Annotated in this window: 19 protein-coding genes and 1 tRNA gene; 10 read left to right on the top strand and 10 right to left on the bottom strand. The window is 61.4% G+C overall.

Annotated elements, in window-relative coordinates; genetic code table 11:
• Positions 1 to 684: 684 nt before the first annotated feature.
• Positions 685 to 3,978 (bottom strand): metallophosphoesterase family protein, encoded by a 3,294-nt coding sequence (locus tag LCM32_RS07700; protein ID WP_224820482.1) that lies wholly within the window; start codon positions 3,976 to 3,978, stop codon positions 685 to 687.
• 544 nt (positions 3,979 to 4,522) lie between these two features.
• Entirely contained in the window at positions 4,523 to 5,026 is a 504-nt protein-coding gene (locus LCM32_RS07705) for a hypothetical protein (RefSeq protein WP_224820483.1), read from the bottom strand.
• Positions 5,027 to 5,193: 167 nt separating this feature from the next.
• On the opposite strand from LCM32_RS07705, the gene LCM32_RS07710 reads away from it, so the two are divergent.
• The gene (locus tag LCM32_RS07710; protein WP_224820484.1) at positions 5,194 to 6,699 is read left to right on the top strand and encodes a DEAD/DEAH box helicase family protein; all 1,506 of its coding nucleotides are present in this window, start codon (positions 5,194 to 5,196) and stop codon (positions 6,697 to 6,699) included.
• Positions 6,700 to 7,609: 910 nt separating this feature from the next.
• Here LCM32_RS07710 and LCM32_RS07715 read toward each other — a convergent pair.
• From LCM32_RS07715 to LCM32_RS07730, 4 genes are all read right to left on the bottom strand, one after another.
• Positions 7,610 to 7,685 (bottom strand) — tRNA-Thr (locus tag LCM32_RS07715).
• A 76-nt stretch (positions 7,686 to 7,761) separates the two neighbouring features.
• A complete protein-coding gene (locus tag LCM32_RS07720; protein ID WP_224820485.1) occupies positions 7,762 to 9,336 on the bottom strand; it encodes a heme biosynthesis protein HemY in 1,575 nt (524 codons plus the stop codon).
• 13 nt (positions 9,337 to 9,349) lie between these two features.
• Positions 9,350 to 10,774: a hypothetical protein gene (locus LCM32_RS07725; protein WP_224820486.1), complete on the bottom strand. Its 1,425-nt coding sequence runs from the start codon at positions 10,772 to 10,774 to the stop codon at positions 9,350 to 9,352.
• 49 nt (positions 10,775 to 10,823) lie between these two features.
• A complete protein-coding gene (locus tag LCM32_RS07730; RefSeq protein ID WP_224820487.1) occupies positions 10,824 to 11,561 on the bottom strand; it encodes a uroporphyrinogen-III synthase in 738 nt (245 codons plus the stop codon).
• Between the two features lie 80 nt (positions 11,562 to 11,641).
• Between LCM32_RS07730 and tsaD the strand changes: the two genes are divergently transcribed.
• From tsaD to LCM32_RS07750, 4 genes are read left to right on the top strand one after another with little or no spacing between them, the layout of a single operon-like run.
• A complete protein-coding gene (gene tsaD / locus LCM32_RS07735; protein ID WP_224820488.1) occupies positions 11,642 to 12,739 on the top strand; it encodes a tRNA (adenosine(37)-N6)-threonylcarbamoyltransferase complex transferase subunit TsaD in 1,098 nt (365 codons plus the stop codon).
• Positions 12,736 to 13,689 carry an NAD(P)H-dependent glycerol-3-phosphate dehydrogenase gene (locus tag LCM32_RS07740; protein WP_224820489.1) on the top strand — a complete coding sequence of 318 codons (954 nt, stop codon included), beginning with the start codon at positions 12,736 to 12,738 and terminating at the stop codon, positions 13,687 to 13,689. The genes tsaD and LCM32_RS07740 overlap by 4 nt, the downstream gene beginning before the upstream one ends.
• A 3-nt stretch (positions 13,690 to 13,692) precedes the next feature.
• Complete coding sequence (locus LCM32_RS07745) at positions 13,693 to 13,965, top strand: YciI family protein (protein WP_224820490.1); 273 nt, start codon at positions 13,693 to 13,695, stop codon at positions 13,963 to 13,965.
• Entirely contained in the window at positions 13,965 to 14,384 is a 420-nt protein-coding gene (locus LCM32_RS07750) for an EVE domain-containing protein (protein WP_224820918.1), read from the top strand. Before LCM32_RS07745 ends, LCM32_RS07750 begins: the two co-directional genes overlap by 1 nt.
• A gap of 245 nt (positions 14,385 to 14,629) precedes the next feature.
• On the opposite strand, the gene LCM32_RS07755 is transcribed toward LCM32_RS07750, so the two are convergent.
• Positions 14,630 to 14,971, bottom strand: a complete 342-nt coding sequence (locus LCM32_RS07755) for a DUF2853 family protein (RefSeq protein WP_224820919.1) — start codon at positions 14,969 to 14,971, stop codon at positions 14,630 to 14,632.
• A 259-nt stretch (positions 14,972 to 15,230) separates the two neighbouring features.
• On the opposite strand from LCM32_RS07755, the gene LCM32_RS07760 reads away from it, so the two are divergent.
• The 3 genes from LCM32_RS07760 to LCM32_RS07770 all read left to right on the top strand — a co-directional run bounded on the left by LCM32_RS07760 (position 15,231) and on the right by LCM32_RS07770 (position 17,938).
• Positions 15,231 to 15,668, top strand: coding sequence for a universal stress protein (locus LCM32_RS07760; RefSeq protein WP_224820491.1), 438 nt, complete (start codon positions 15,231 to 15,233; stop codon positions 15,666 to 15,668).
• A 17-nt stretch (positions 15,669 to 15,685) separates the two neighbouring features.
• Positions 15,686 to 17,224 (top strand): alanine/glycine:cation symporter family protein, encoded by a 1,539-nt coding sequence (locus tag LCM32_RS07765; RefSeq protein WP_224820492.1) that lies wholly within the window; start codon positions 15,686 to 15,688, stop codon positions 17,222 to 17,224.
• Positions 17,225 to 17,488: 264 nt separating this feature from the next.
• A complete protein-coding gene (locus tag LCM32_RS07770) occupies positions 17,489 to 17,938 on the top strand; it encodes a DsrE family protein (RefSeq protein ID WP_224820493.1) in 450 nt (149 codons plus the stop codon).
• A 79-nt stretch (positions 17,939 to 18,017) separates the two neighbouring features.
• On the opposite strand, the gene ahcY is transcribed toward LCM32_RS07770, so the two are convergent.
• A complete protein-coding gene (gene ahcY / locus LCM32_RS07775; RefSeq protein ID WP_224820494.1) occupies positions 18,018 to 19,409 on the bottom strand; it encodes an adenosylhomocysteinase in 1,392 nt (463 codons plus the stop codon).
• Between the two features lie 263 nt (positions 19,410 to 19,672).
• Here ahcY and LCM32_RS07780 point away from each other — a divergent pair, with 263 nt between their 5' ends.
• Positions 19,673 to 20,269, top strand: coding sequence for an HD domain-containing protein (locus LCM32_RS07780; RefSeq protein ID WP_224820495.1), 597 nt, complete (start codon positions 19,673 to 19,675; stop codon positions 20,267 to 20,269).
• Positions 20,266 to 20,745 (top strand): GNAT family N-acetyltransferase, encoded by a 480-nt coding sequence (locus tag LCM32_RS07785; protein ID WP_224820496.1) that lies wholly within the window; start codon positions 20,266 to 20,268, stop codon positions 20,743 to 20,745. Before LCM32_RS07780 ends, LCM32_RS07785 begins: the two co-directional genes overlap by 4 nt.
• Positions 20,746 to 20,823: 78 nt before the next feature.
• Here the strand turns inward: LCM32_RS07785 and LCM32_RS07790 are convergent, their stop codons facing one another.
• Together LCM32_RS07790 and LCM32_RS07795 are read right to left on the bottom strand one after the other, a co-directional pair.
• Complete coding sequence (locus LCM32_RS07790) at positions 20,824 to 21,372, bottom strand: ActR/PrrA/RegA family redox response regulator transcription factor (protein WP_224820497.1); 549 nt, start codon at positions 21,370 to 21,372, stop codon at positions 20,824 to 20,826.
• 92 nt (positions 21,373 to 21,464) lie between these two features.
• The gene (locus LCM32_RS07795) at positions 21,465 to 22,091 is read right to left on the bottom strand and encodes an SCO family protein (RefSeq protein ID WP_224820498.1); all 627 of its coding nucleotides are present in this window, start codon (positions 22,089 to 22,091) and stop codon (positions 21,465 to 21,467) included.
• Positions 22,092 to 22,148 lie beyond the last annotated feature (57 nt).

Raw genomic sequence — 22,148 nt, forward strand, 5'->3', positions numbered from 1 at the left:
TGCTCCTTCAGGATGCCAATGATCTGCTCTTCGCTGAAACGGCTTTTCCGCATCGTCTGTCTCCTCGTTTGGAGAACAGGCTAACCTCAAACCGCGGACTTTTCAGGGGAGCAGGTCAACGGGTCTCGGCCCAAAGCCGACCTTCGTACCAGACGTGGCAGATTGCCGGTGTCAGCCTTTTGCGGACTATCATAGCCGATCGCGGGGGCAAGGCCGTTGGCTGGAAGCGGTCGTTGGACGAGCATTGCAGCTTCGTTGCGACCGCCGCAGACCGCAGCGGGACGAACCTACCATTTTCCTCGCTGCACGAAGGACGTGCGCCCCGCATGTAAGCAGTGGGTGCACAGACGTGTTCCGACGATGAAACTTCGACATCCAAGTAGCGATCAAGAAACCCCATTGCGAATCCAGCCGCTCAGCCCTCGGCGATCATGTACTCAGCTCGACTAATAAGGCCTCGCCTGTTTCATTTAACCACGTGCTCCAGAATCCAAGCGAACGCGACAAGCATAATCTCTCCCGAAGCCTGACGAAATTCAGTCACGCGGCGCGGCAAACAGAGGTAGGTTCCCGGAGACTACCAAGCAACATGAGGGACACTCGACCTGAATTTTCATCGCCGATAGGTGTGACAAGGTCGACTGCCTGTCTGCCTTTGGGTCGATTTGGCATAGGCGTCTTTGGTCAGACGATCCGCGGAAGTCCCGCCGCTTCGAGGCGAGCGTTGAAATAGCTACGGTCACGATTATCAGAGACGGACACCGCGTCCTTGGACGCTATCCGCGTAAGATTCTCGATGTATCGCTTCTCATTTGTCATCAAGCCTCGAATGCGCCAGATGAAGGAGCTATGGCGAAAAAGCGCATACAGATTGTCAACCTCACCTCTTTTCGCAAAGCTCTTCCAAAGTATCCGGTGGCACCTGTCAAACAATGACGGGATTCTCTGGATGAACAAATATTGATATGCAGCGATTAGCTTGCTGTGATCGAGCTCGGAAATTGAATCCCCGATTTTGAGGGCTCTTTCAGCGAAATCTACCGCTGCCCGGGCTTCGTTATAAATATTATCAGAGCTTCCCTTCGTATTAATGACGCTGCTAAGGTACTGCTCGGCAATTCCATCATCCTTGCTTTCCTTAGCGAGCAAGATCGCCAGATTGTTGGCAACAGTGTAGTACTTTTTATTCCTGGCCTCGCGCTCCAATGCCATGAGTTTTGACGTGCGTTGCTCTCCATCTGGCTCGGCCCCAACAATAATGCTTTGCGCTTGTATCTTTTTCGATCGCGCCTTAGATGCCTTGAGGAGTCTCTGCGCAAAGTCTATCGCCTTAGAGGTATCGTGGGATTGATATGCCAGTGCCAATTCCAAAAGGAGGGATTCTCGATCTGAGCGCCCGAGCTTCTCTAGATCGAGACCTTCCAGGATCTCGATCGATTTTTGGCGCTCACCTCCGATGCGGAGAGCTTTGCCGTAGTTCAAAGTGATGCGCTGGACCGTGTCGTAGGCCACGTTGGTTGGTGCAGTGTGGAGGAAGGCCGAGCAGAAGGCTGCTGCTCCGTAATAGTGCGATCCGGTCAGCAGTGCGGAACTATATGCGACCGCAAGATGCATCAACGCGATCGTTTCATCTTTGCTCTCGTCCTGAAGCGATATCTTTAGAAGGCGAAGGAGAATGGCCGATGCATTCGTTATCTCGTGATGCGAGCATTTTGGACTGGAATACTTGCGTTCCGGCGGCCAACTAGTCGAACCTGCGCGCCAATTCGACCCAAAATACAATTCGGCGGCACGGCGATCGTGGCGCTCAAGCAATTCGTCGCTCATGTTGGCACGCACGACCTCGCGCACCGCACGCGGCACTGAAAGTATGCGTCGGGTTTCCACGACACTCTGGGGCTCAAGGCCGGGCAGCGTGGTGGCAGTTATAAGTGCGCGCTGCATAAGTTCTGTGGCGTTGTCTGGGTAGAAACCATGGACGCCGTTGAAGCGTTTAATGTGTTCGAACTGCGCTCCGTGGGGAAAGGTGGACAGTACTTGGAGCATCGACCGCGCGCGTTGAAGCATGGGGTCTTCTGCGTTGCCGAGCTCCTCAACAGCCCGAACGAGCGTTGGTGAGCGCGTCGCGATTGACGGGTCTGCACCCTCCTGGTGGCCTGCAATTAGTTCGGAAAGAGTGACCACCTTCAATGACTTCAGAATGCGGTCAACCTGATCGGGAACACCGCCAGTCAGATCGTAAACCTGACTGACTACGGGCGGTTCCGCCAGATTCTGGCCACCATTGGAGTGGTGGAGTATGTAGGTCTTCAGGTCTGCCTCGTCCAATGCGCGGATCTCAACCTTGCCGAACTGCTCGTTTGCAGGATTAGACCGAGTTCGCATGATGATAACGAGCGATGGGCAGTAATCGAGCACAACGCGTGCGAGGTCCTCTAGACCTTTTTCACGAGGAAGAGCGCCCTGTGGGCGGTCGCCGAGGGAGATGTCATCGAGGAGCAGAACATAGTTAGATTGCGCGAGTTCTTCCGAGAGTTCCTGTATCTTAATGCCAATCTTGGCTTCGATCTCCTGTTCAAGGTCCTCACCGGAGAGAGGAATCTCGCTGAGGTCGAGCCGCACTATCGACTTGTCTGCCATCGAAGCCCCTTCGAGTATAGACGAGACGAATTCGTCGGAGCTTAATCCCCAATCCGCCACGATCCAAAGGCCGCGCTTGCCGAGCGCATGGCGGGCGGCGGCTTGCTCGACGGTTCGGACGTGAGCGTGTGGTCCCGAGGGCAGGAGATGGTGTCCGAAGCGCGCAACCAACGCTTGTGGCTCTGATGTGGAAGTTGCAGCGAAGATTTTTGGCTTCGGAACCGCCGGGGATTGAGACATCGCGACCGGAGCGGCACTGTCCGCGGACCGTTCGACCTTCTTTGTCTGGAGTGTTAAGCTAGTCGAAATGTTGTCTGGGAGATGGAAGTTGTGATCTGGAGCCATCTTCCCCTGCCCGCCTCGCGAGACCATGAAAGTCCGTGGCCAAATCCTTAATTTACGGCCGCTAGCGGTGACAGCCAGTTCGCCAGCGCTGTAGCCATGTATCCGTCGGGTAGAATTATCGGGCAGATACTCGAGCCCGAACAAGGAGGGCGACTGGAAGATAGTCTTCGGCGTCGATCCCATTACGGAGAGGCTGCTGTGCTCGGGTTCGTGCATATGTCCAAATAGGTGAATGTCGAACCGTCCAGGTGCGGCGATCTCTGCGTTCCATTTGGCCTTGCTTTCGGCGCCGAGCCAATCGACAGGCTGATGGGTGACAAGGATGTTGAAGTCGTTTGCCCGGCACCAGCCTTCCGCTTCTGGCAGCATAGAAGAGAGTTGTGAATGATCTATATGCAGGTCGCCTGCCTTGGCTTCATGAGTCAGTTGGAGCCAAGTTGAATTCAGGCCGACAATCCCGACCTGGTGTCCGTTGACCTCGACGCGAGCGACCTGGTCGCCAGGCAGGTAACCGTGAACGACGTCCAGCACCGGGATGCCGGTGGCGGCGAGGCCCGCTTGCCACAAGCGGTAATTTTCAAACGCGTTGTTTATTACTTTGCGGTAATGGCTGTCCGGGTTGTTAAGAAATTCGTCCCTTACCGTCTTGTTGGTGTGCCACTGACCGAGCAGCATAACTTCCATCCCTTTTGCGGCAGGGCGTACAAGGTCGTGATTTCCCGGGACGGCGATGAATTTCGGGTGGCATCCGAGTTCGGCGAGTTTGCCGTAGAGTTCGAGAAGAGCTTCAGTTGCGCCCTCGAACTCCGCTGGGTTGCCGCTCTGGACGATATCGCCAGAGAAGACCAATAAATCCCAAGGCCCGGACTGCTTATGGAGAAGCGCTAGGTCATCGTAGAGATGATGCTTTAGGTTCGACCAAAGTGGAGCCTGCCCTTTCATGCCGAAATGAAGGTCGGAAATGTGTAGCCATCGGAAGGAGAATTCGGACATACGTCGCTTTCGGAAAACTGAGCAGCGAAACCTGCGGACTGATCGCGCGAACAATAGGGAACTGCCGTACCCTGCTCAAGGGGGACGTCCCCGTAGCGTATTCATCACTAACGGTATTCGCTATGGGAGCCGTTGAGTGTCCGCCTCCGTCAATGCCGCCGCTCAGCGTAGTTAGATCGCGACCGTCAGCAAAGAGCCCGGACCTCCGGAAATCCCTGGGACGGACATCAACCACCCAGGTTAGCTTTCCGCCCTTCATGTCGGCACCTGGCGTGACGCTGCGCCTGGCACGAATGTCGTGGAAGGGCTGCGACCGGACATCCGCCGCTCTTGGCACGAACGGAAGCAAAGGGCCAGTAGCGGCAGGGGACGCTGTTCGAACCTCCCAGAAACTATTTCGGTACCTGCACCGTTCAGTTCAACTGGGCGGAGACTTGGACCGACAGCCACCGCACCTCGCCGTGCCATCCGCACCCGTGCTTTGAAAAGCGCCGCCATAGGCTGAAGCTCCCATTGTGGCCTTGGACGGTCAATCGTCCTTAGACTAGCGTCTCGTGCTACTCGAAGTAAGTCTCTCAATAATAGGCTCAACTTGCTCGACTAGAGCATAGCACGCCGCCCCGTCATTGGCCCAAAGCTGGCTTTCCAGAGAGTCACCCAGCCCAAGGCTCTGAGATGAGAGAGCTCCAAGGTATTTTGGGATCATGCCGTTTCGACTATCCAGTGCTTCGTCCACCGCATCTCTGTCAGACTTGTTCTCCAACACCGTACGGACGATCGTGGATGACAAGAGCAAGCCGTCGGAATTCTTTTCAGTTTGCTTGAGAATGCGGCGGAGCCGTGTTTCGGTCTCTTGATCCTGAAATTTCATAAGCTCTTCCGAAATCAAGGAATGCATCGCGGAATAGAAAGCGGAGCAGCGAGTCATTTGATAAGCAAGTGTGTCTACGGTCAAATCGGGTAGTGGCTCAAGGGCTTGCGCTCGCGCCGACAACGGATAGCTTACGAACAATGCGAACAATAACATAGAAATGTACTGAAAGAGCATGTCGAACCTCTCGTGTAGCCGCTTTCTTGGCATACTACCGGGCACGAAAGGCCAAGCGAAGTCGCCCTCTTCGCGCCGGATTGAGCTTGTCGTCCTTCAGTCATGCGCCGGAAGTTGCTGGATGCAGTTGTTATGATAACATCAACTTTGGGAGGCACAAGTTTAGCATGTTCTACAAAATATCCGGCAGTGTAGGGTCCGGGAAGACTCAAGCCGTCCTTGAACATATCAGAGACAACCTCGGCGTGGGTTACATATTGGTCGCACCTACCATAATGCTATGCGAAGAGGTCTACAAACGAGCGCTCAAAGTCCTCGTAAACCACCCCGAGTACATCAACAACGGCCCGCTTCGTTTGATCGTCACAGACGAACAGAAAGATGAAGGCGTATATCAAAGAGCGGTCAAAGCCTGCGATGACTTTGACGATGCGACCCCGCCGATCATAATCCTGACCACGAAGACATTTGAGTATTTGGTTGATCACCTTCAAGACCATTTTAAAGCCAGATTCGATGTTTTTATTGATGAAGGCCTCCCACCGATCCGGCTGGTTAGATTTGCGCCCGGCGACAAGAGTAGCTACCTAGACTTTTTATCCATTAATGAAAACCATCTAGCCACACCAGCTAACGGTAAGCGTGAGATTCTTGAATGGGCGGCATTCACACCCAATAAGCTTTATGGGCAACAGTTGGACCATCTTAACACCGCTCCTTTTCGGGACATCGCCGAACTCGTTCTCAGCCCCCACTTTGACGCCTTCTTATGGGAAACCGATAAGTCCATTGAGGTTATCGGTGTTTTTTCACCACAAAAACTGTTGCCCTTTCGCTCTATAACGCTCGTCGTCGCAATCTTCGAGCGAACCCTACTCCCGCTACTCTGGGAGAAGCGCTATGGTATCAGTTTCGAGAATTCTCCTGCAGCAGCAAACTTGTTCGATGCTCATACCGCCAAGGGCGCACAAATGGCCGTTTGGCATGTTCTCTGTGAAGGCGACTTGCCTAGCAAAAACAACTTAGAGCGAAATTTTGAAACCCACGAAACCAACGAACCAGATCCACGAAAGCAAGTGATCTTTGAGGCGGCACGTCAAATCAATGCGCGTTTTCCTGACGGTGCTTATTGCTGGGCGGCCAATACAAGTTTCAAAAACACTGACAGTGTCTTGGAAGGCAAAAGGATGCCAGCCAACAGCTCTGGTCTCAACGAATACAAGAACTTCGACACAGTGGTTTCGTTGGTCTGCATCAATCCCCCTCCTTGGGCGAAGCATCGAATGCTTGAGCTTTTCGATCTTGACCAAGACCAGCTTTACGAACTTTGGAGATTTTCCCACACATATCAAACGATTGGACGTTGCTCTCTAAGAGTTCGAGAGAGAGAAAACCCGATCAATGTTGTCGTCACCTCAAGCTTTTGCGCGGACCAAGTCTTGAATTTGTTTGAGGGGGCTACGAAGAAGGGACAGATCACCAACCTTCCGAGATTGAGCAAACTTGCGCACCACGAGAAAGTAACGTTGGGCATCGGCATAAATTATACGAAACAGGATAACACTGCATACTCAAAGTATCGGAGCCGGTTGAAAAAAAAGGGACAAGAACCGATGGAGAAGCACGAGTGGTACGAAGAACATAGAAAACCTCAACTCGCGAAGAAAGGGTAACACGCCCTCTTTTATATAAGTCTAATGTTACCCCTATCATATTGGTTCATCTATTCCCACTGCCATACCTTGCAAGCCGGACCTAACCGCCACAGCACCCTAGCTTTCTAAGTTAAATCATTGATACTCATACCACTTTCTTCGTTAGTACATATCGTTCTTTTGCCGAAGGCGTCTACTTGAGAGCGCCCGTTACCCCACCATCATCGGGTATTTCTAAGACCTTCCTGTGAAGCGTCCTAAGGCCCCACCACTGACATTCGCAGAGGACTTTGCAAGGGTCCATTCTCGAGTTTTCAGTGAGAAAATATTCCGCTTCGTTTCACCTTATCACAAGGGGCTCGCCCCCCTTGCCCCCTTTCATTCTAGACATCAACGACAACTCTGAAATGCAGGTGCTTCCATCAATGACCATGAAGTGAATTTATTCATAATCACAATGCCTTAGCCCTACAGTCACAGTGACTGGCGTGTGACCAGTTGCCCGAGGCGTAATCCGTTCGTTTTGTAGTACTGACTCTCCGATTTTTTGACGGAAAATACTTTGAACTGCCTCTGCGCGATCAAGGCACGAGAGGCTCTCAGTTCGCAATATCTGGGCACGGCTAAGTACGTAGCTCTTACAGCGTACTTTCGTTGACCTAGGAACCCTAGAACGAGTGCCGCTGTTGCTCAGCTGGTAGAGCACGTCCTCGCTCTATAGCGAGCAGGTCGAGTGAAACGAGACCATTCAAAATGATGGGCACTGCATCCGTACATGCCCACGAGAAGCCCGACATGCTCATGGGTTCAAGCTGGATACCCAAGGCATCCGGCTGTGACAACTGTGACAGAAGTTGTGACAAAACACGTTAACTGATACACTCACTGTGCACGTAACACGGTAAGTGCCTCATTTTTCAGGGAAGAGTGGTGCCGCTGAAGGGACTCGAACCCCCGACCCCATCATTACGAATGACGTGCTCTACCAGCTGAGCTACAGCGGCACTCTTCTCTCTGATAGGCCGAAAACGACCCCTCGTGGGGCGGGGCTATAACACCCCGCCGAAGGTTGGAAAAGGGCTATTTTGCCTTCTCGTCCCCGGTCTTGCTCTCGGCCTCCACCGTGCCCTCTGGGGGCAGGATCTCGGCGTCGGGCACGCTGTCCGCATCCTTGGTCGCGGCAGGCGTTGCAGCGGGCCCGGGATCGGCCGCCGGCGGGGTCGGGATCTCCGGTTCGACGGGCTGCGCGACAGGCACGGGCGCAGGGGCCTCTTCGTCGATCTTGCCGACGATCATCGGCAGCATCTCGAAGCCCATGGGCGCGCCGTATTCGCCGCTGCCCGCGTCACGCCAGGCCAGCGTGTCGAAGGCACCGCAGCTGTTGCAGACCGGCGTCCAGTGGCTGTGGACCTGGTGACAGTTCTCGCAGACCCACTGCGGGCCGCGCGGCGCGGCGATGGCGCGGGTCAGCCAGCCCTTCACGATGGCATCGGTGGAGCCCTCGCCGCGTTCGATGGCCGCCATCACGGTCAGCACGCGGGCATCGGGGCTCTCGGTCACCAGATCGCCTAGCGCGCGACGCGCCTCGGGGAAGTCCTCGGCAGCGATGTTCAGCTCGGCCTTGAGCAGGCGGGTTTCGCGGTGCTCGGGGTGGGACTTCAGCAACGGCGCAAAACGCTTGAGCCGGGCCTTGGGCGTCTCCTCCGGCTCGATCGAGGCGAAGGCAGCGGCGAGGTCGGGATGCGGCAGCGCCTCCCAAGCCTTGCGCAGCACGCGCGCGGCATGACGCTTGTTGCCCTTGTCGAGGTAGCCCTGCGCGGCCATGACGGCGGCCGGGATCAGGTCGGGCGACAGGCGGTTCGCCTCGATGGCGGCCTCGCGGGATTCGATGGAGACGCCTTCCTCGAACACGCCCTTGGCCTCGGACAGCGCGAGGACGGCATCGCGGCGGCGATGCACGTCGCGGGGCAGGGAGCCATGACGCAGCTTGGCGTTCAGGGTCGCGCGGGCGCCCTTCCAGTCAGCGTTCTGGGCCTGCAGCTTGAGCAGCGTGTCCTGCACTTCCTCGTGGGCGGGCTTCAGGGCGAAGGCCTTCTGCGCCAGTTGCATGGCGGTATCGGTGTCGCCCTCGGCCAGCTTCTGCTTCATCAGCCCGCGCACGCCGACGAAGCGGGTACGCTCATCGGTGAGCAGGGTCTTGTAGGCGGCCTCGGCGCGGCGCTTGTCGCCGGTGTATTCGGCGGCCTGAGAGGTGAGCAGGGCGCTCAGCTCGGGCCGGTCGAGGTACTTCTGCGCCTTGTTCGCCTTGGCCATGGCCAGACGGCCCTCGCCGGAGGCCAGCGCGATCATCCCGTCGGACAGCGCCTGGTAGCCCTTGCGCTCGCGGTTGCGGTCGAAGTAGCGCGACAGCGCCGTTTCGTCGCCGTTGATGAAGCGCAGCACCGCGATCAGCAGGCCGAAGAGCTTGAGGAACAGCCAGACCGCGAGGATCAGCAGGATCATCGCGATGACCGACTTCAGCGGCGTCAGGTTGAATTCGTACCCACCGAAGGCGATGCGTACCCCGCCGTCCATTTCCAGCAGGTATCCGGCGCCCAGGGTGGCAGCCGCCACCAGCAGGACGAAAACGACAATCTTGATCAGTGACCAGAGCATTCGCTGGAGTTCCTTATTGGCTTTGCGTTTGGTCGGCCAGAAGCGCCTCGGCCGCGGCGAGGGCCTGCGCCCGTTCCGTGGCACTGGCGGTCCAGTCGGCCATGGCGGCCTTGGCCGGTTCCGGCAGGGTGTCGATCTCGGCCAGGGCGTCCTGCAGGCGTCCGTCGCGCAGGGCGGCCTCTGCACGGGACAGCACGGCATCGGCATCATCGCCATCGCGGGCGGTCAGCGAGCGCGCGCCGAGCTGGGTCTTGAGGAAGTCCCCGATCGAGCTGGTGCCTTCGCCGGTCGCCATGCGCACATCGGCAAGCGCGGCGCGGGCGGCGTCGGGATAGGTGTCGATCAGCGCGCCAAGCGTCGTCACACCGGATTGCGCCGGGGCGGACAGCGGGGCAGGGATCTCCACCCCGTTCGCGCCAAGGCCCTGCAGAACGTTGGCGTAGGGCGCGCCGTTGTCGATGGCCGAAAGCACCTGCGAGATGCCCGCGCGGATGGAGGCATCCTGCGCATCCTCGGCGGCGGCGGCCTCCTTCTGCTGGGCCTGGGTGATCAGCGCCTCGACCTCGGTCCGCTGGTCCTGCATCGCCTGCTGCAGCCGGGCCAGTTCATCCTCGTAAGCCTTGATCGCCGCTTCCGAGACGCCCTCGGAAATCGGGCGTTTCTCAAGCTCGGTGATCTTGGCGGCCTGATCGCCCAGCTGGCTTTCCAGCGCAGCGATCCGGTCGGAGGCCGCGGCGGCGGCGGCCTGCGCCTCGGAGGCTGCGGCTTCGACACCGCTGATGTCGGGGCCCACTTCGAGGGCGGCGTTCAGGTCATCCAGCACGCGCTGCTGCGCATCGAGACGTTCGGTGAGCGCGACCACGGCCTCGTCATCGGAGCCGAAGGGCGCGATGCCGGCATTATCGAGATAAAGCGCGAGGCCAAAGCCAAGCCCGGCCGCGACGATGCCACCCACCATGATCGGGACGAAGCCGCCCTTCTTCTGGACGATGGTCGTGCCCGCGGGCGCCAGCGGCGGCTCGGCCACGGTGCGTTCGGTTTCGATCGGATCGGAGGGCGGCAGGACGGGTTCGTCGTCCGACGCCATCTCGGTCTCCGCGTCCTCGGGCGTGTCGTCGGCGGTCGGCGCCTCGTCGGTGTCGCGGAAGGGCTCTTCCTGCGCGATCACCGGGGCATCGTCGTCGCCGGCGCTCTCGGTCTTGGGATTGGAAATGCCAATGTCCTCGGGCAGCGTCAGCTCCGGTTCGGAGGCTGCGTCTGCCGTCGCGGGTGTCTCTTCGAGATCGGTGGACTCGGGCGTCGCGTCGGGCGCGGGCGTTGCCGCGCTCTCCTCGGTCGGGGTTCCCTCGGTGGTGCCGTCCTCGGGCGTCACACCTTCCGGCGTGAGCTTCTCTTCGGAACCATCCGTCTGGGCGGAGGAGTCTTTCTTCTTCGCCACGGTCTCTCCTTTCGATTCTGCCCGGCCCTCACGGGCGTCAAGGCTGACCTTACTGTGGGGCCTCCCGCCCCTCAACCCGCCGGGCGGCGCGGTAAAGCGCCGCCATGGCCTCCATCATGGACGCGGCATCAGGTCTCAATGCAATGGCGCACTTTGTCATCTGACATGCACCCAGCGCCCTGACCACCGCCACGCTCATCGCCGCGACATAAAGCGGCGCTTTTCCGCGCGGTTCTGCTTCAAATAGGGCAGCGCTGCGCGGCGAAAAGAGCGGCACCAGAACAGGGGCGTCCCGATCCAGCAATTTGTGCGCCTCCTGCGAGAGCGGCTGCGCCTTTTGATCGTAAAGCGCGGCCCCCCGTGCCGAAAGACCTGCCGCCGCAAGTCTTTCGACGAGGTTACCACGCACGTTGACGCCGTGGACATGCAGAAGGCCGCCCGGACACCCGCCCGTGCGGGCCATGTCGATCAGCGCCGCGCCCAGCGCATCGACATCGCCGCCAAGCACATCGGCGGTGTGGCCGGCGGCGCGTGCGGCGGCGGCGGTCGCCTCTCCGACGGTGTAGGCGGGCAGGGGCGGCCCACCGCAGGCGGACCAGGCCCGCACCCCGTTGCGCGAGGTGAAGACCAGACGGTCAATGCCGCCCAGATCGGGCAGGGCCCCCGCGAAGACAATGCGTTGCAGCGGAGAGATCACGACCGGCGCCTCGGGCCATTGCGCTGCCAATTGCGCCGCCATGACGCGGGCGTCCTCGGCGGGGCGGGTCAGCAGGAAGGCGGGCTTCATGGCGCGGTCGCGGTTGTTTGTGGACTGTTCCGGTGTTACCTGCCGGGGAACCGCGATGCAAATGCGCAGGAGGCCGGGGGATGACCCGGAGCTTGACCATCCTCGGGCTGGAAAGCAGCTGTGACGACACCGCCGCCGCCGTTCTGCGGGGCGATGCGCAGGGCCGTGCCGAGATCCTCTCGACCGTCGTTTCAGGCCAGACAGAGCTGCACGCGGCCTTCGGCGGCGTGGTTCCCGAGATCGCTGCCCGCGCCCATGCCGAGAAGCTGGACCTCTGCGTCAAACAGGCTCTGACACAGGCGAATGTGACCCTGAAAGAGATCGACGCCGTGGCCGTGACCGCTGGCCCGGGGCTCATCGGCGGGGTCATGTCGGGTGTGATGTGCGCCAAGGGGATCGCCGCGGGCGCCGGTCTGCCGCTGGTGGGGGTGAACCACCTTGCGGGCCACGCGCTGACGCCGCGGCTGACCGATGGCGCGGCCTATTCCTACCTGATGCTGCTGGTCTCGGGCGGGCATTGCCAGTTCCTGCTGGTGCGCGGCCCGCAGGATTTCACCCGCCTTGGCGGCACGATCGACGATGCCCCGGGCGAGGCCTTCGACAAGACCGCCCGCCTGCTGGCCCTGCCGCAGCCCGGTGGCCCCTCGGTCGAGGCCGAGGCGCTGGAGGGCGATCCGAAACGCTTCCGCTTCCCGCGTCCGCTGCTGGACCGGGAGGGCTGCGACATGTCCTTTTCCGGCCTCAAGACCGCGCTGCTGCGCACGCGGGACGAGGCGATGGCCCCCTTCGACGGGCTGCGCAAGCAGGACCGCCGCGATCTCTGCGCAGGGTTCCAGGCCGCCGTGGTGGATGTGCTGGCCGAGAAGACCCGCCGTGCACTGACGCTCTACCTGGCCGAGACCCCCGCCCGTCCCATGCTGGCCGTCGCCGGGGGCGTGGCCGCGAACAAGGCCATTCGGGCCGCGTTAGAGACGGTTTCGGGCGAGATGGGCGTGGCATTCACCGCGCCGCCGCTGCGCCTGTGCACCGATAATGCCGCGATGATCGCCTATGCCGGGATCGAACTATATTCTCTTGGACAGCGGGACGGGATGGACCTGACCGCGCGGCCAAGGTGGCCACTGGACAAGGCCAGCCCGGCAATGCTGGGCGGCGGCAAGAAAGGGGCCAAGGCATGACGGCAGTTCTGGGCGCAGGCGCCTTCGGCACGGCACTGGCGGTCTCGCTGGCGCAGATGGGGCCGGTGACGCTCTGGGGCCGCAACGATTATGCCATGTCCCGCATCGCCGAAACCCGGCAGAACCCGCGCCTGCCCGGCGTGACCCTGCCGGACGCGCTGACCGTGACGGACGATCTGGGTGCGCTGCCCGAGGGGCCGCTGCTGCTGGCCGTGCCGATGCAGAAGCTGCGCGCCATGGTCACCGATCACGCCGAGGCCCTGCGCGGCCGCACGCTGGTGGCCTGCTGCAAGGGGATCGAACTCTCCACCGGGCTCAGCCCGCTGCAGGTGATCGAAGAGGTGCTGCCCGGCACGATGACCGCCCAGCTGACCGGGCCCAGTTTCGCCGCCGACATCGCCCGCGGCCTGCCCACGGCGCTGACGCTGGCCTGCGCCGACGAGGCCTGTTCCCGGACCCTGCAAAGCGCTCTTTCGACCCGAAACCTGAGGATCTACCGCACCACCGACGTGGTGGGCGCGGCGCTTGGCGGGGCGCTGAAGAACGTCATCGCCATCGCCTGCGGGGCGGCCATGGGTGCAGGTCTGGGGGAAAGTGCGCGCGCCGCCCTGATCACCCGCGGCTATGCCGAGATGCAGCGCCTCGCCCTCGCGCTTGGGGCCGAGCCGGAGACGCTGGCGGGCCTGTCGGGCTTTGGCGACCTCACGCTGACCTGCACCTCGGCGCAGTCGCGCAACTATGCCTTCGGCCTCTCCATCGGGAAGGGCGAGGGCTTCGATCCATCCGTCACCGTCGAAGGCGCGGCCACCGCGCGGGCAGTTCAACAGAAAACCGATGCCATGGGCCTCGAGATGCCGATCACAGGGGTTGTGGTCGGGCTGATCGACGGCAAGATGGACGTCGGCCAGGCCATGGACCGGCTGCTGAGCCGGCCACTGAAAGAGGAATAAAAGATGTTTTACGCCCTGATGGCACAGGACAAACCCGGCGCGCTTCAGGTCCGCAAGGACAACCGCGAGGCGCATATCGCCTATCTGAAGGAAACCGGCATCGTCGCCCAGGCCGGGCCGCTGCTCGATGCCAACGGCGACATGTGCGGCAGCCTCGTGATCCTCGACTGTGCCGACATGGCCGCCGCCGAGGCCTGGGCCGCGAATGACCCCTATGCCAAGGCGGACCTCTTTGCAGAGGTGAAGCTGGCGCCGTGGAACCGGGTGATCGGCTGATGCGCTACTGGCTGTTCAAGTCCGAGCCCTCGACCTGGTCCTGGGATGACCAGGTGGCCAAGGGCGATGCCGGCGAGGAATGGGACGGCGTGCGCAACTATCAGGCGCGCAACATGATGCGGGAGATGAAGCTGGGCGATCACGGCTTCTTCTACCACTCCCAGTCGGAAAAGGCCGTGGTCGGGATCGTCGAGGTCTGCGCCGAGGTCCACCCCGACAGCAAGGCCGGTGATCCCCGCTGGGAATGCGTGGACATCAAGGCGGTGCGGCCCTTCAAGCGGCCCGTGACGCTGCAGGACTGCAAGGACGAACCGCGGCTGGCCGAGATGGTGCTCGTGAACAACACGCGGCTTTCCGTGCAGCCGGTGACCGAGGCGGAATGGCGGCTGATCTGCGAGATGGGCCAGACGGACGCGTGATCGCGTACTGATCGGGCAGGGGCCGCGCGCCCCAGTCCGATCCTTCGGTTCCGACCTCACCAATGCCCATAAAACGAAGGGGCCCGGATCGTACCGAACCCCTTCGCCACCCCACGTGTTCCCACTTCACCACACGTGTTCGATTTCAAGGTCCGGCCGTCCTGGCCGCTCCCTTTTAATACCAGACCGGGCAATGCCGAGGCAAAGCCTAAGCACTTAAAATGCCACGCATTGCCGGTGCGGGATCAGCCGTAGACGGCCTCTTTGCCGAAGTGCTTGGTCAGCATGTAGTAGACGACCGCGCGGTACTTGTTCCGCTCGGACTTGCCGTAGGTCTCGATGACGCTGTCGATCGCGCTCATCAGCTCGGGCCCGTCGGCCAGGCCCAGCTTCTTGATCAGGAAATTGGCCTTCACGGTTTCCAGCTCGCCCGGCTGGCTGGAGGCCACGGTGGAGGCATCCGCGTCATAGATCGACGGGCCGCAGCCGATGGTCACCTTGGTCAGCAGATCCATATCCGGATCCATGCCGCATTTCTCTTTCAGATCCTCAGCGTATTTCGCAATGAGATCGTCGCGCTTGCCCATGAATTTCACCTGTCCGTTAGTCATTAAATACACATGAAACCCGGGCAACCCCGCGGTTTCGATCAAAGGTTACTCCCGCGCCGGGACTGAAAGAAGCGCAAAACACCATAATTCCGCCTCAAGTATTAAGCGTTCGTAAAAAATCCATGACAGGTGAGGCGCATTGGCGTCATGCTGACCCCATGCGGGAATACCCGCGGCCGGGCCCTCGACGGTCCCACCGTCCCACCCCGGTCCCAATAAGAACAGGAGAGTGGAGATGACGACTGAAACCTACGTCGTGGCCTATGAGGGCGATGACGACGACAGCAAGACGCTCGACTACGCGATGGCGAGCGCCAAGAAGGCAGGGGCCAAGATCTATCTGGTCCACATCCTCGAATGGTCCCCCTACAGCTTCCTGACCCCGACCGAGATCGAGGAGCGGACCATGCGCCGCAAGGAGGAACTGGCCCGCGCCAAGGAGGTCATCATCGACCCCGCGCTTGCCAAGGTGACCGCCGCCGGGCTGGAGGCCGAGGGCGTGATCAAGTACGGCTCGGTCGTCGAGTTGGTGGCCGAAACGGCGACCTCCGTCGGCGCGTCGATGATCTTCGTGGGACGCTCGGGGTCGAATTCGATCTCGTCGCGGGTCTTCGGCTCGGTCCCGCTGGGGCTGGCACAGATCGCCCCGGTCCCCACGGTCATTGTCCCCTGAACGCGAAAGGCTTCTCCATGAATTTCAAATCCGCATTCCTTGCCGCGCCGGGGCTGGCCTTCCTTGCCTCTGCCGCGCAGGCCTCGATCGACGAGACGATCAACACCGCCGTCGGCGCCGCAACGGGGCCCTTTGTCTCCTTCATCTTCTCCCCCTTCCCGGGCACGTCCTTCCCCTGGATCGTGATGTGGCTGGTCATCGCGGCCACGATCTTTACCCTCTATTTCGGCTTCATCCAGTTCCGGGCCTTTCCCCACTCCATCGCCCTCGTGGCGGGCAAGTACTCTGACCCGAATGACGCGGGCGAGGTGAGCCACTTCCAGGCCCTCGCAACGGCGCTCTCGGGCACCGTGGGCCTCGGCAATATCGCGGGGGTCGCGGTCGCGGTCTCCATCGGCGGGCCCGGCGCGACCTTCTGGATGATCCTCGCGGGCCTCATGGGCATGGCGTCGAAATTCACCGAATGTACGCTGGGCGTGAAATATCGGAACGAGTACGAGAACGGCACCGTTTCGGGCGGCCCGATGTACTACCTCAGCAAGGGCCTGAGCGCGCAGGGCAAGGCGGGCCTCGGCAAGGTGCTGGCGATCCTCTTCTCGATCTTCTGCGTGCTCGGCTCGCTGGGGGGCGGCAACATGTTCCAGGCCAACCAGGCCCATGCGCAGATCACCAACATCGTGGGTGACTACCCCGGCTGGATCACCGGCGTCATCTTCGCGGCCATCGTCTTTGCGGTGATCGTGGGCGGGCTCCAGTCCATCGCGCAGGTGACCGAGAAGATCGTGCCGCTGATGGCCGTGATCTACTGTGGTGCGGCGCTGATCATCATCCTGATGAACATCGACAAGCTCGGCTGGGCCTTCGGTCAGATCTTCTCGGGTGCCTTCACCGGCCTCGGCATCGCGGGCGGCCTCGTGGGCGCGCTGATCCAGGGCTTCAAGCGGGCGGCCTTCTCGAACGAGGCGGGCGTCGGCTCGGCCGCCATCGCGCACTCGGCGGTGAAGACCAAGGAGCCGATCACCGAAGGCTTCGTCTCGCTGCTGGAGCCCTTCATCGACACCGTGGTGATCTGCACCATGACCGCGCTGGTCATCGTGATCACCGGGGTGATGACGATCGACCCGGACACCGGTCTCTATGTCTGGGACGAAGCGGCAGGCCGCATCGCGACCGTGGACAATGCCTCGGGCGTGGCACTGACCTCTGCCGCCTTCGGCTCCACGATCTCGTGGTTCCCCTTCATCCTCGCCATCGCGGTGATCCTCTTCGCCTTCTCGACGATGATCTCGTGGAGCTACTACGGGCTAAAGGCCTGGACCTACATGTTCGGCGAGGGCAAGTCGAAGGAGCTGACCTTCAAGGTGATCTTCTGCATCTTCGTGGTGATCGGCGCGGCCATGAACCTCGGGCCGGTGATCGACTTCTCCGATGCGGCGATCTTTGCCATGGCTCTGGTGAACATCTTCGGCCTCTACTTCCTGATGCCGATCGTGAAGGCCGAGCTGACCTCCTACCTCTCGCGGCTGAAGTCGGGCGAAATCAAGAAGTTCGCCTGATACGGGCCCAAGCGATCCGAAGGGGCCGTCCCATGGGGGCGGCCCCTTTTTCGTGGCGCGCTGTCCGCCACCCGGCCCGCGTCTCTGCCCGGAAAATTCGAATTTTCCGGACCGGAATTTTTGAAAATTCCGGGGGCAGCGCGGGGTGAGAGGGAAACGCAGAATATCATATGAATATGTATCTTTGTTCTTGTCAGACCGGGGGGAGGGGGCGCATCGTCGGGGTCCGGGCGTTGAGGAGCGCCCTTTTCCAGGGAGGAAATCATGATCAGAACGATACTGGCCGCGCTTGCGGTCCTCGTGGCCTTTGCCCTGCCCGGGCTCGCGGAGGGGAGCCGCTATGGCCAGCAGAAGGTCGTCTACCACATCAACGGTGACGGTGGAGAGGGCGGCAAGGCCTATGCCGGTGCGCTCAACAACGTGCAGAACCATATCAACGCGCTCGGGGTCGAGAACCTGGAGGTGCGGATCGTCATGCACGGCAACGGCGTGGGGCTGCTGAAGGCGGCGAAGGAGAACGAGAAACTCCAGACCCAGATCGGCTCGCTCAAGTCGCAGAACGTGGTGTTCAACGTCTGCAACAACACGCTGGTCGGGCGGAAGATCGACTACGAGAACGATCTCTACGACGTCTGGGAACAGGACATCGTGCCCTCCGGCGTGGCCGAGATCGCCTATCTCCAGACGCAGGGCTTCGTCTACGTGAAACCCTGAGGCGACCCCGGGATACGAAAGAACCGGCCCCCGAGGGGACCGGTTCGCAGGGGGCAGGCGCCCCGATACCTTAAGCGGATCAGTAGCGGTAATGATCCGACTTGAACGGGCCCTCGGTGCCGACACCGATGTAGTCCGCCTGCGCCTTCGAGAGCTTCGACAGCTTCACGCCGATCTTCTCGAGGTGCAGCATCGCGACTTTCTCGTCGAGATGCTTGGGCAGGATGTAGACCTCGTTCTTGTACTGGTCGCCCTTGGTCCAAAGCTCGATCTGCGCCAGCACCTGGTTGGTGAAGGAGGCGGACATCACGAACGAGGGGTGGCCGGTGGCGTTGCCGAGGTTCAGCAGACGGCCTTCGGACAGCAGGATGATCTTGTTGCCCGAGGGCATCTCGATCAGGTCCACCTGGTCCTTCACGTTGGTCCACTTGTGGTTCTTCAGGTTGGCGACCTGGATCTCGTTGTCGAAGTGGCCGATGTTGCCGACGATGGCCATGTTCTTCATCTCGCGCATATGCTCGATGCGGATCACGTCCTTGTTGCCGGTCGTGGTGATGAAGATGTCGGCGCTGTCGACGACGTCTTCCAGCAGGACCACCTCGAAGCCGTCCATGGCGGCCTGAAGCGCGCAGATCGGGTCGACCTCGGTCACCTTCACGCGGGCACCTGCGCCGGCGAGCGAGGCGGCAGAGCCCTTGCCCACGTCACCGTAACCGCAGACCACGGCCACCTTGCCGGCCATCATCACGTCGGTGGCGCGGCGGATGCCGTCGACCAGCGATTCCTTGCAGCCGTACTTGTTGTCGAACTTCGACTTGGTGACCGAGTCGTTCACGTTGATCGCCGGGAAGGGCAGCAGGCCCTTCTTCTGAAGCTCGTAGAGACGGTGCACGCCGGTGGTGGTCTCTTCCGACACGCCCTGGATCAGCTCTTTCTGCTTGGTGAAGAAGCCCGGGGTTTCGGCCATGCGCTTCTTGATCTGCGCGAAGAGGAAGGTTTCCTCTTCCGAGGTCGGGGTTTCGATCAGGTCGGTCTCACCGGCTTCGACGCGCGCACCCAGCAGGATGTACATGGTGGCGTCGCCACCATCGTCGAGGATCATGTTCGCGCCGTCCTCGAAGAGGAAGATCTTGTCGGCGTAATCCCAATATTCCTCAAGGGTTTCGCCCTTGATCGCGAAGACCGGCGTGCCGCTTTCCGCGATGGCGGCGGCAGCGTGGTCCTGGGTCGAGAAGATGTTGCACGACGCCCAGCGCACTTCAGCGCCGAGAGCGACAAGCGTCTCGATCAGCACTGCGGTCTGGATGGTCATGTGCAGCGAACCGGCGATCCGCGCCCCGGCCAGCGGCTTCTTCTCGCCATATTCCTCGCGCAGAGCCATCAGGCCGGGCATTTCAGTTTCTGCAATGTCCAGCTCTTTGCGCCCGTAGGCGGCCAGCGAGATATCCTTGACGATGTAGTCAGCGGCCATGTTGATAAATTCCGTTTTTTGCTACGTTCGTGCCGTCTGGTACCATTTCCCGCGAGAAGCCTCAATGTAAGGCCCTCTATGGCGGCCGTCAGGGCATGTCCCGCGGGTGTGACAGAGAGCCATGACAAAGGCGTATACACAATCTGCCCGAAATCTGTGCGCTCTTCCCGGCCCCCGCGCCACGCTGTCCTTGCGTCGCCTGTGGTTGACCTCCGGGCCCGCTTTGCGCCAGATCGACCCAGACAGCTGACCCGGATGATGACATGGCCAAACCGCAACGCGCCTGGCAGAGGATGCTCTCGGGGCGCCGCCTCGACCTGCTGGACCCGACCCCCGTTGATATCGAGATCGAGGACATCGCCCATGGCCTTGCCTTCGTGGCGCGGTGGAACGGCCAGACCCACGGCGACTATGCCTATTCCGTGGCCGAGCATTCGCTGCTGGTCGAGGAGATCTATGGCCGTCTCTGCCCCGAGGCGCCGGTCAAATGGCGCCTCGCCGCCCTGCTGCATGACGCGCCCGAATACGTGATCGGCGACATGATCAGCCCGGTGAAGGCCGCCGTCGGCCCCTCCTACGGAGAGCTGGATGCCCGGCTGACCACGGCGATCCACCTGCGCTTTGGCCTGCCTGCGGCGATCCCGAAGACGGTGAAGAAGCAGATCAAGAAAGCCGACCAGATCAGCGCATGGATGGAAGCGACCGAAATCGCGGGCTTCTCCGAGGCCGAGGCGACGAAATTCTTCGGCCGTCCCACTCCCGCGCTGATGGAGGGGCTGTCCATCGTCCTGCGCCCGCCGGTGGAGACCCGCAACGACTACACCGCCCGCCACGCGGCCCTTCTGGCGCAGATGCCATGATCCACGTGCGCCGTGCCGGGCCGCTCGACACAGGCGCCATGGCAGAGCTTCTCAACGAGATCATCGCCAAGGGCGGCACCACCGCCCTGACGCGGCCGGTGTCCCGCGCGATGCTGGCGGAGTGGATGACCGGCTCGGATCGCGCCGCATGGCACCTCGCAGAGGATGACGCGGGCGAGCTCCTCGGCTTCCAGTGGATCGATCCGCTGCCCGAGACGCCCGACGTGGCGCATATAGCGACCTTCGCCCGGGTGGGCCGCACCGGGCTCGGCATCGGATCGGCGCTCTTCGAGGCCACGCGACGCGCCGCAAAGGATCTGGCCTACCACGCCATCGACGCCGAAATCCGCGCCGACAACGCGGGTGGGCTGGCCTACTACCAGAGCCGGGGGTTCGAAGATCACCACCGCATCCGGGATCGCCTGCTGGACGACGGCACGCGTATCGACAAGATCGTGAAGCGCTACGAGGTCTGACCAAGGCGCTCCGGCTGTGCCCGACCAGCTGTTTCGTGCATTAAGCGCGGGGACATGGCGATGTCCCCGACGCGCCCCTCAGCGGGGCGAGCGTTTGGCGAGGATGCGTTGCAGCGTCCGGCGGTGCATGTTCAGCCGCCGCGCGGTTTCACTCACGTTCCGGTCGCAGAGCTCATAGACCCGCTGGATGTGTTCCCACCGCACGCGGTCTGCCGACATCGGGTTTTCCGGCGGCGGCGGCAGGTCCGCGCCGTCCGAGAGCAGGGCGTTGGTGATATCCGTGGCATCCGCGGGTTTGGACAGATAGTCGGTCGCGCCGATCTTCACCGCGGCCACGGCGGTGGCGATCGCGCCGTAACCGGTCAGAACCACGATCCGGCAATCGGGCCGCTTCTCGCGCAGCACTTCCACCACGTCGAGACCGTTGCCGTCTTCCAGCCGCAGGTCGCAGACCGCGTAGGCCGGGGGCCGGGCCATGGCGATGGCCTTGCCCGCAGCGACGGTCTCGGCCATCTCGACCTCGAAGCCGCGTTTCTCCATCGCCTTGGCGAGACGGCGCAGGAAGGGCTCGTCATCGTCCAGCAGGAGCAGGGACTTGTCGGGTCCGATCTCGGGCAATTCGGTCATCGCGGCTCCCCGGGCATACAACCATATACAATGGCAGATGTTTTATCCCCAAGCCGGCCCAGCGTCAAACCTGTGCGCAGGTTACGCCGTCGTTACAGGGCGTCGAGGAAACAGGCCACCTTGTCGGCCATCTGCTCGGGCGTCGCTTCCCGGCTGAAGAAGTCTGCGAAACCGGTGCCCGGCAGCATGAAATAGGTCTGCGTGGAATGCGAGACGAGGTAGAATTCGTCGTCCTTATCCTCGGGTTCCTGCTTCTGGTAGAAGGTCTTGTAGGCTTGGCTTGCTGCCTTCACCTGTTCCGGCGTGCCGGTCAGACCCAGCATCCGGGGATGCATGTAGTCGGTGAACTCGGCCAGCTGTTCGGGCGTGTCGCGCTCCGGGTCGATGGAGATGAAGACCGGCTTCACCTCATAGCCGCGCTCTTCCAGCAGTTCGACCGCCTCGGCGTTGCGGGCGGCATCCATCGGGCAGACATCGGGGCAGAAGGTATAGCCGAAGTAGACCAGCGCCGGTTCGTCCAGAACCTCCGCATCGGTCACGGTCTTGCCGGTCTCGTCCACCAGCGTGAAGGGCCCGCCGATGGCCGCGCCGCCCGCGACGGCGCCGCTGCGGCACTGCGCGAACTTGTCGTCGCTGCGTCCCAGCGTCGTGGCCAGCCAGAGACCCCCCATCAGGGCGATCAGAATACCGGCGGCGGCGATGGCGACGATGCGGGTCATGGGGGGCTCCTCCTCGGCACGGGCAGCCATTGCCTGCGCTCCGCGGGAGATCTACCC

Origin of the sequence: Pseudooceanicola nanhaiensis, assembly GCF_020171315.1 — a bacterium.
Taxonomy (GTDB): Bacteria; Pseudomonadota; Alphaproteobacteria; order Rhodobacterales; family Rhodobacteraceae; genus Pseudooceanicola; species Pseudooceanicola nanhaiensis_A.

Coding starts and splice junctions, on each gene's coding strand:
- LCM32_RS07760 (WP_224820491.1), top strand. CDS start 15,231: ATGACGACTGAAACCTACGTCGTGGCCTATGAGGGCGATGACGACGAC.
- LCM32_RS07720 (WP_224820485.1), bottom strand. CDS start 9,336: ATGCTCTGGTCACTGATCAAGATTGTCGTTTTCGTCCTGCTGGTGGCG.
- LCM32_RS07795 (WP_224820498.1), bottom strand. CDS start 22,091: ATGACCCGCATCGTCGCCATCGCCGCCGCCGGTATTCTGATCGCCCTG.
- LCM32_RS07740 (WP_224820489.1), top strand. CDS start 12,736: ATGACGGCAGTTCTGGGCGCAGGCGCCTTCGGCACGGCACTGGCGGTC.
- LCM32_RS07755 (WP_224820919.1), bottom strand. CDS start 14,971: ATGGGCAAGCGCGACGATCTCATTGCGAAATACGCTGAGGATCTGAAA.
- LCM32_RS07770 (WP_224820493.1), top strand. CDS start 17,489: ATGATCAGAACGATACTGGCCGCGCTTGCGGTCCTCGTGGCCTTTGCC.
- LCM32_RS07765 (WP_224820492.1), top strand. CDS start 15,686: ATGAATTTCAAATCCGCATTCCTTGCCGCGCCGGGGCTGGCCTTCCTT.
- LCM32_RS07710 (WP_224820484.1), top strand. CDS start 5,194: ATGTTCTACAAAATATCCGGCAGTGTAGGGTCCGGGAAGACTCAAGCC.
- LCM32_RS07705 (WP_224820483.1), bottom strand. CDS start 5,026: ATGCTCTTTCAGTACATTTCTATGTTATTGTTCGCATTGTTCGTAAGC.
- LCM32_RS07700 (WP_224820482.1), bottom strand. CDS start 3,978: ATGTCCGAATTCTCCTTCCGATGGCTACACATTTCCGACCTTCATTTC.
- LCM32_RS07780 (WP_224820495.1), top strand. CDS start 19,673: ATGGCCAAACCGCAACGCGCCTGGCAGAGGATGCTCTCGGGGCGCCGC.
- LCM32_RS07745 (WP_224820490.1), top strand. CDS start 13,693: ATGTTTTACGCCCTGATGGCACAGGACAAACCCGGCGCGCTTCAGGTC.
- ahcY (WP_224820494.1), bottom strand. CDS start 19,409: ATGGCCGCTGACTACATCGTCAAGGATATCTCGCTGGCCGCCTACGGG.
- LCM32_RS07790 (WP_224820497.1), bottom strand. CDS start 21,372: ATGACCGAATTGCCCGAGATCGGACCCGACAAGTCCCTGCTCCTGCTG.
- LCM32_RS07785 (WP_224820496.1), top strand. CDS start 20,266: ATGATCCACGTGCGCCGTGCCGGGCCGCTCGACACAGGCGCCATGGCA.
- tsaD (WP_224820488.1), top strand. CDS start 11,642: ATGACCCGGAGCTTGACCATCCTCGGGCTGGAAAGCAGCTGTGACGAC.
- LCM32_RS07750 (WP_224820918.1), top strand. CDS start 13,965: ATGCGCTACTGGCTGTTCAAGTCCGAGCCCTCGACCTGGTCCTGGGAT.
- LCM32_RS07730 (WP_224820487.1), bottom strand. CDS start 11,561: ATGAAGCCCGCCTTCCTGCTGACCCGCCCCGCCGAGGACGCCCGCGTC.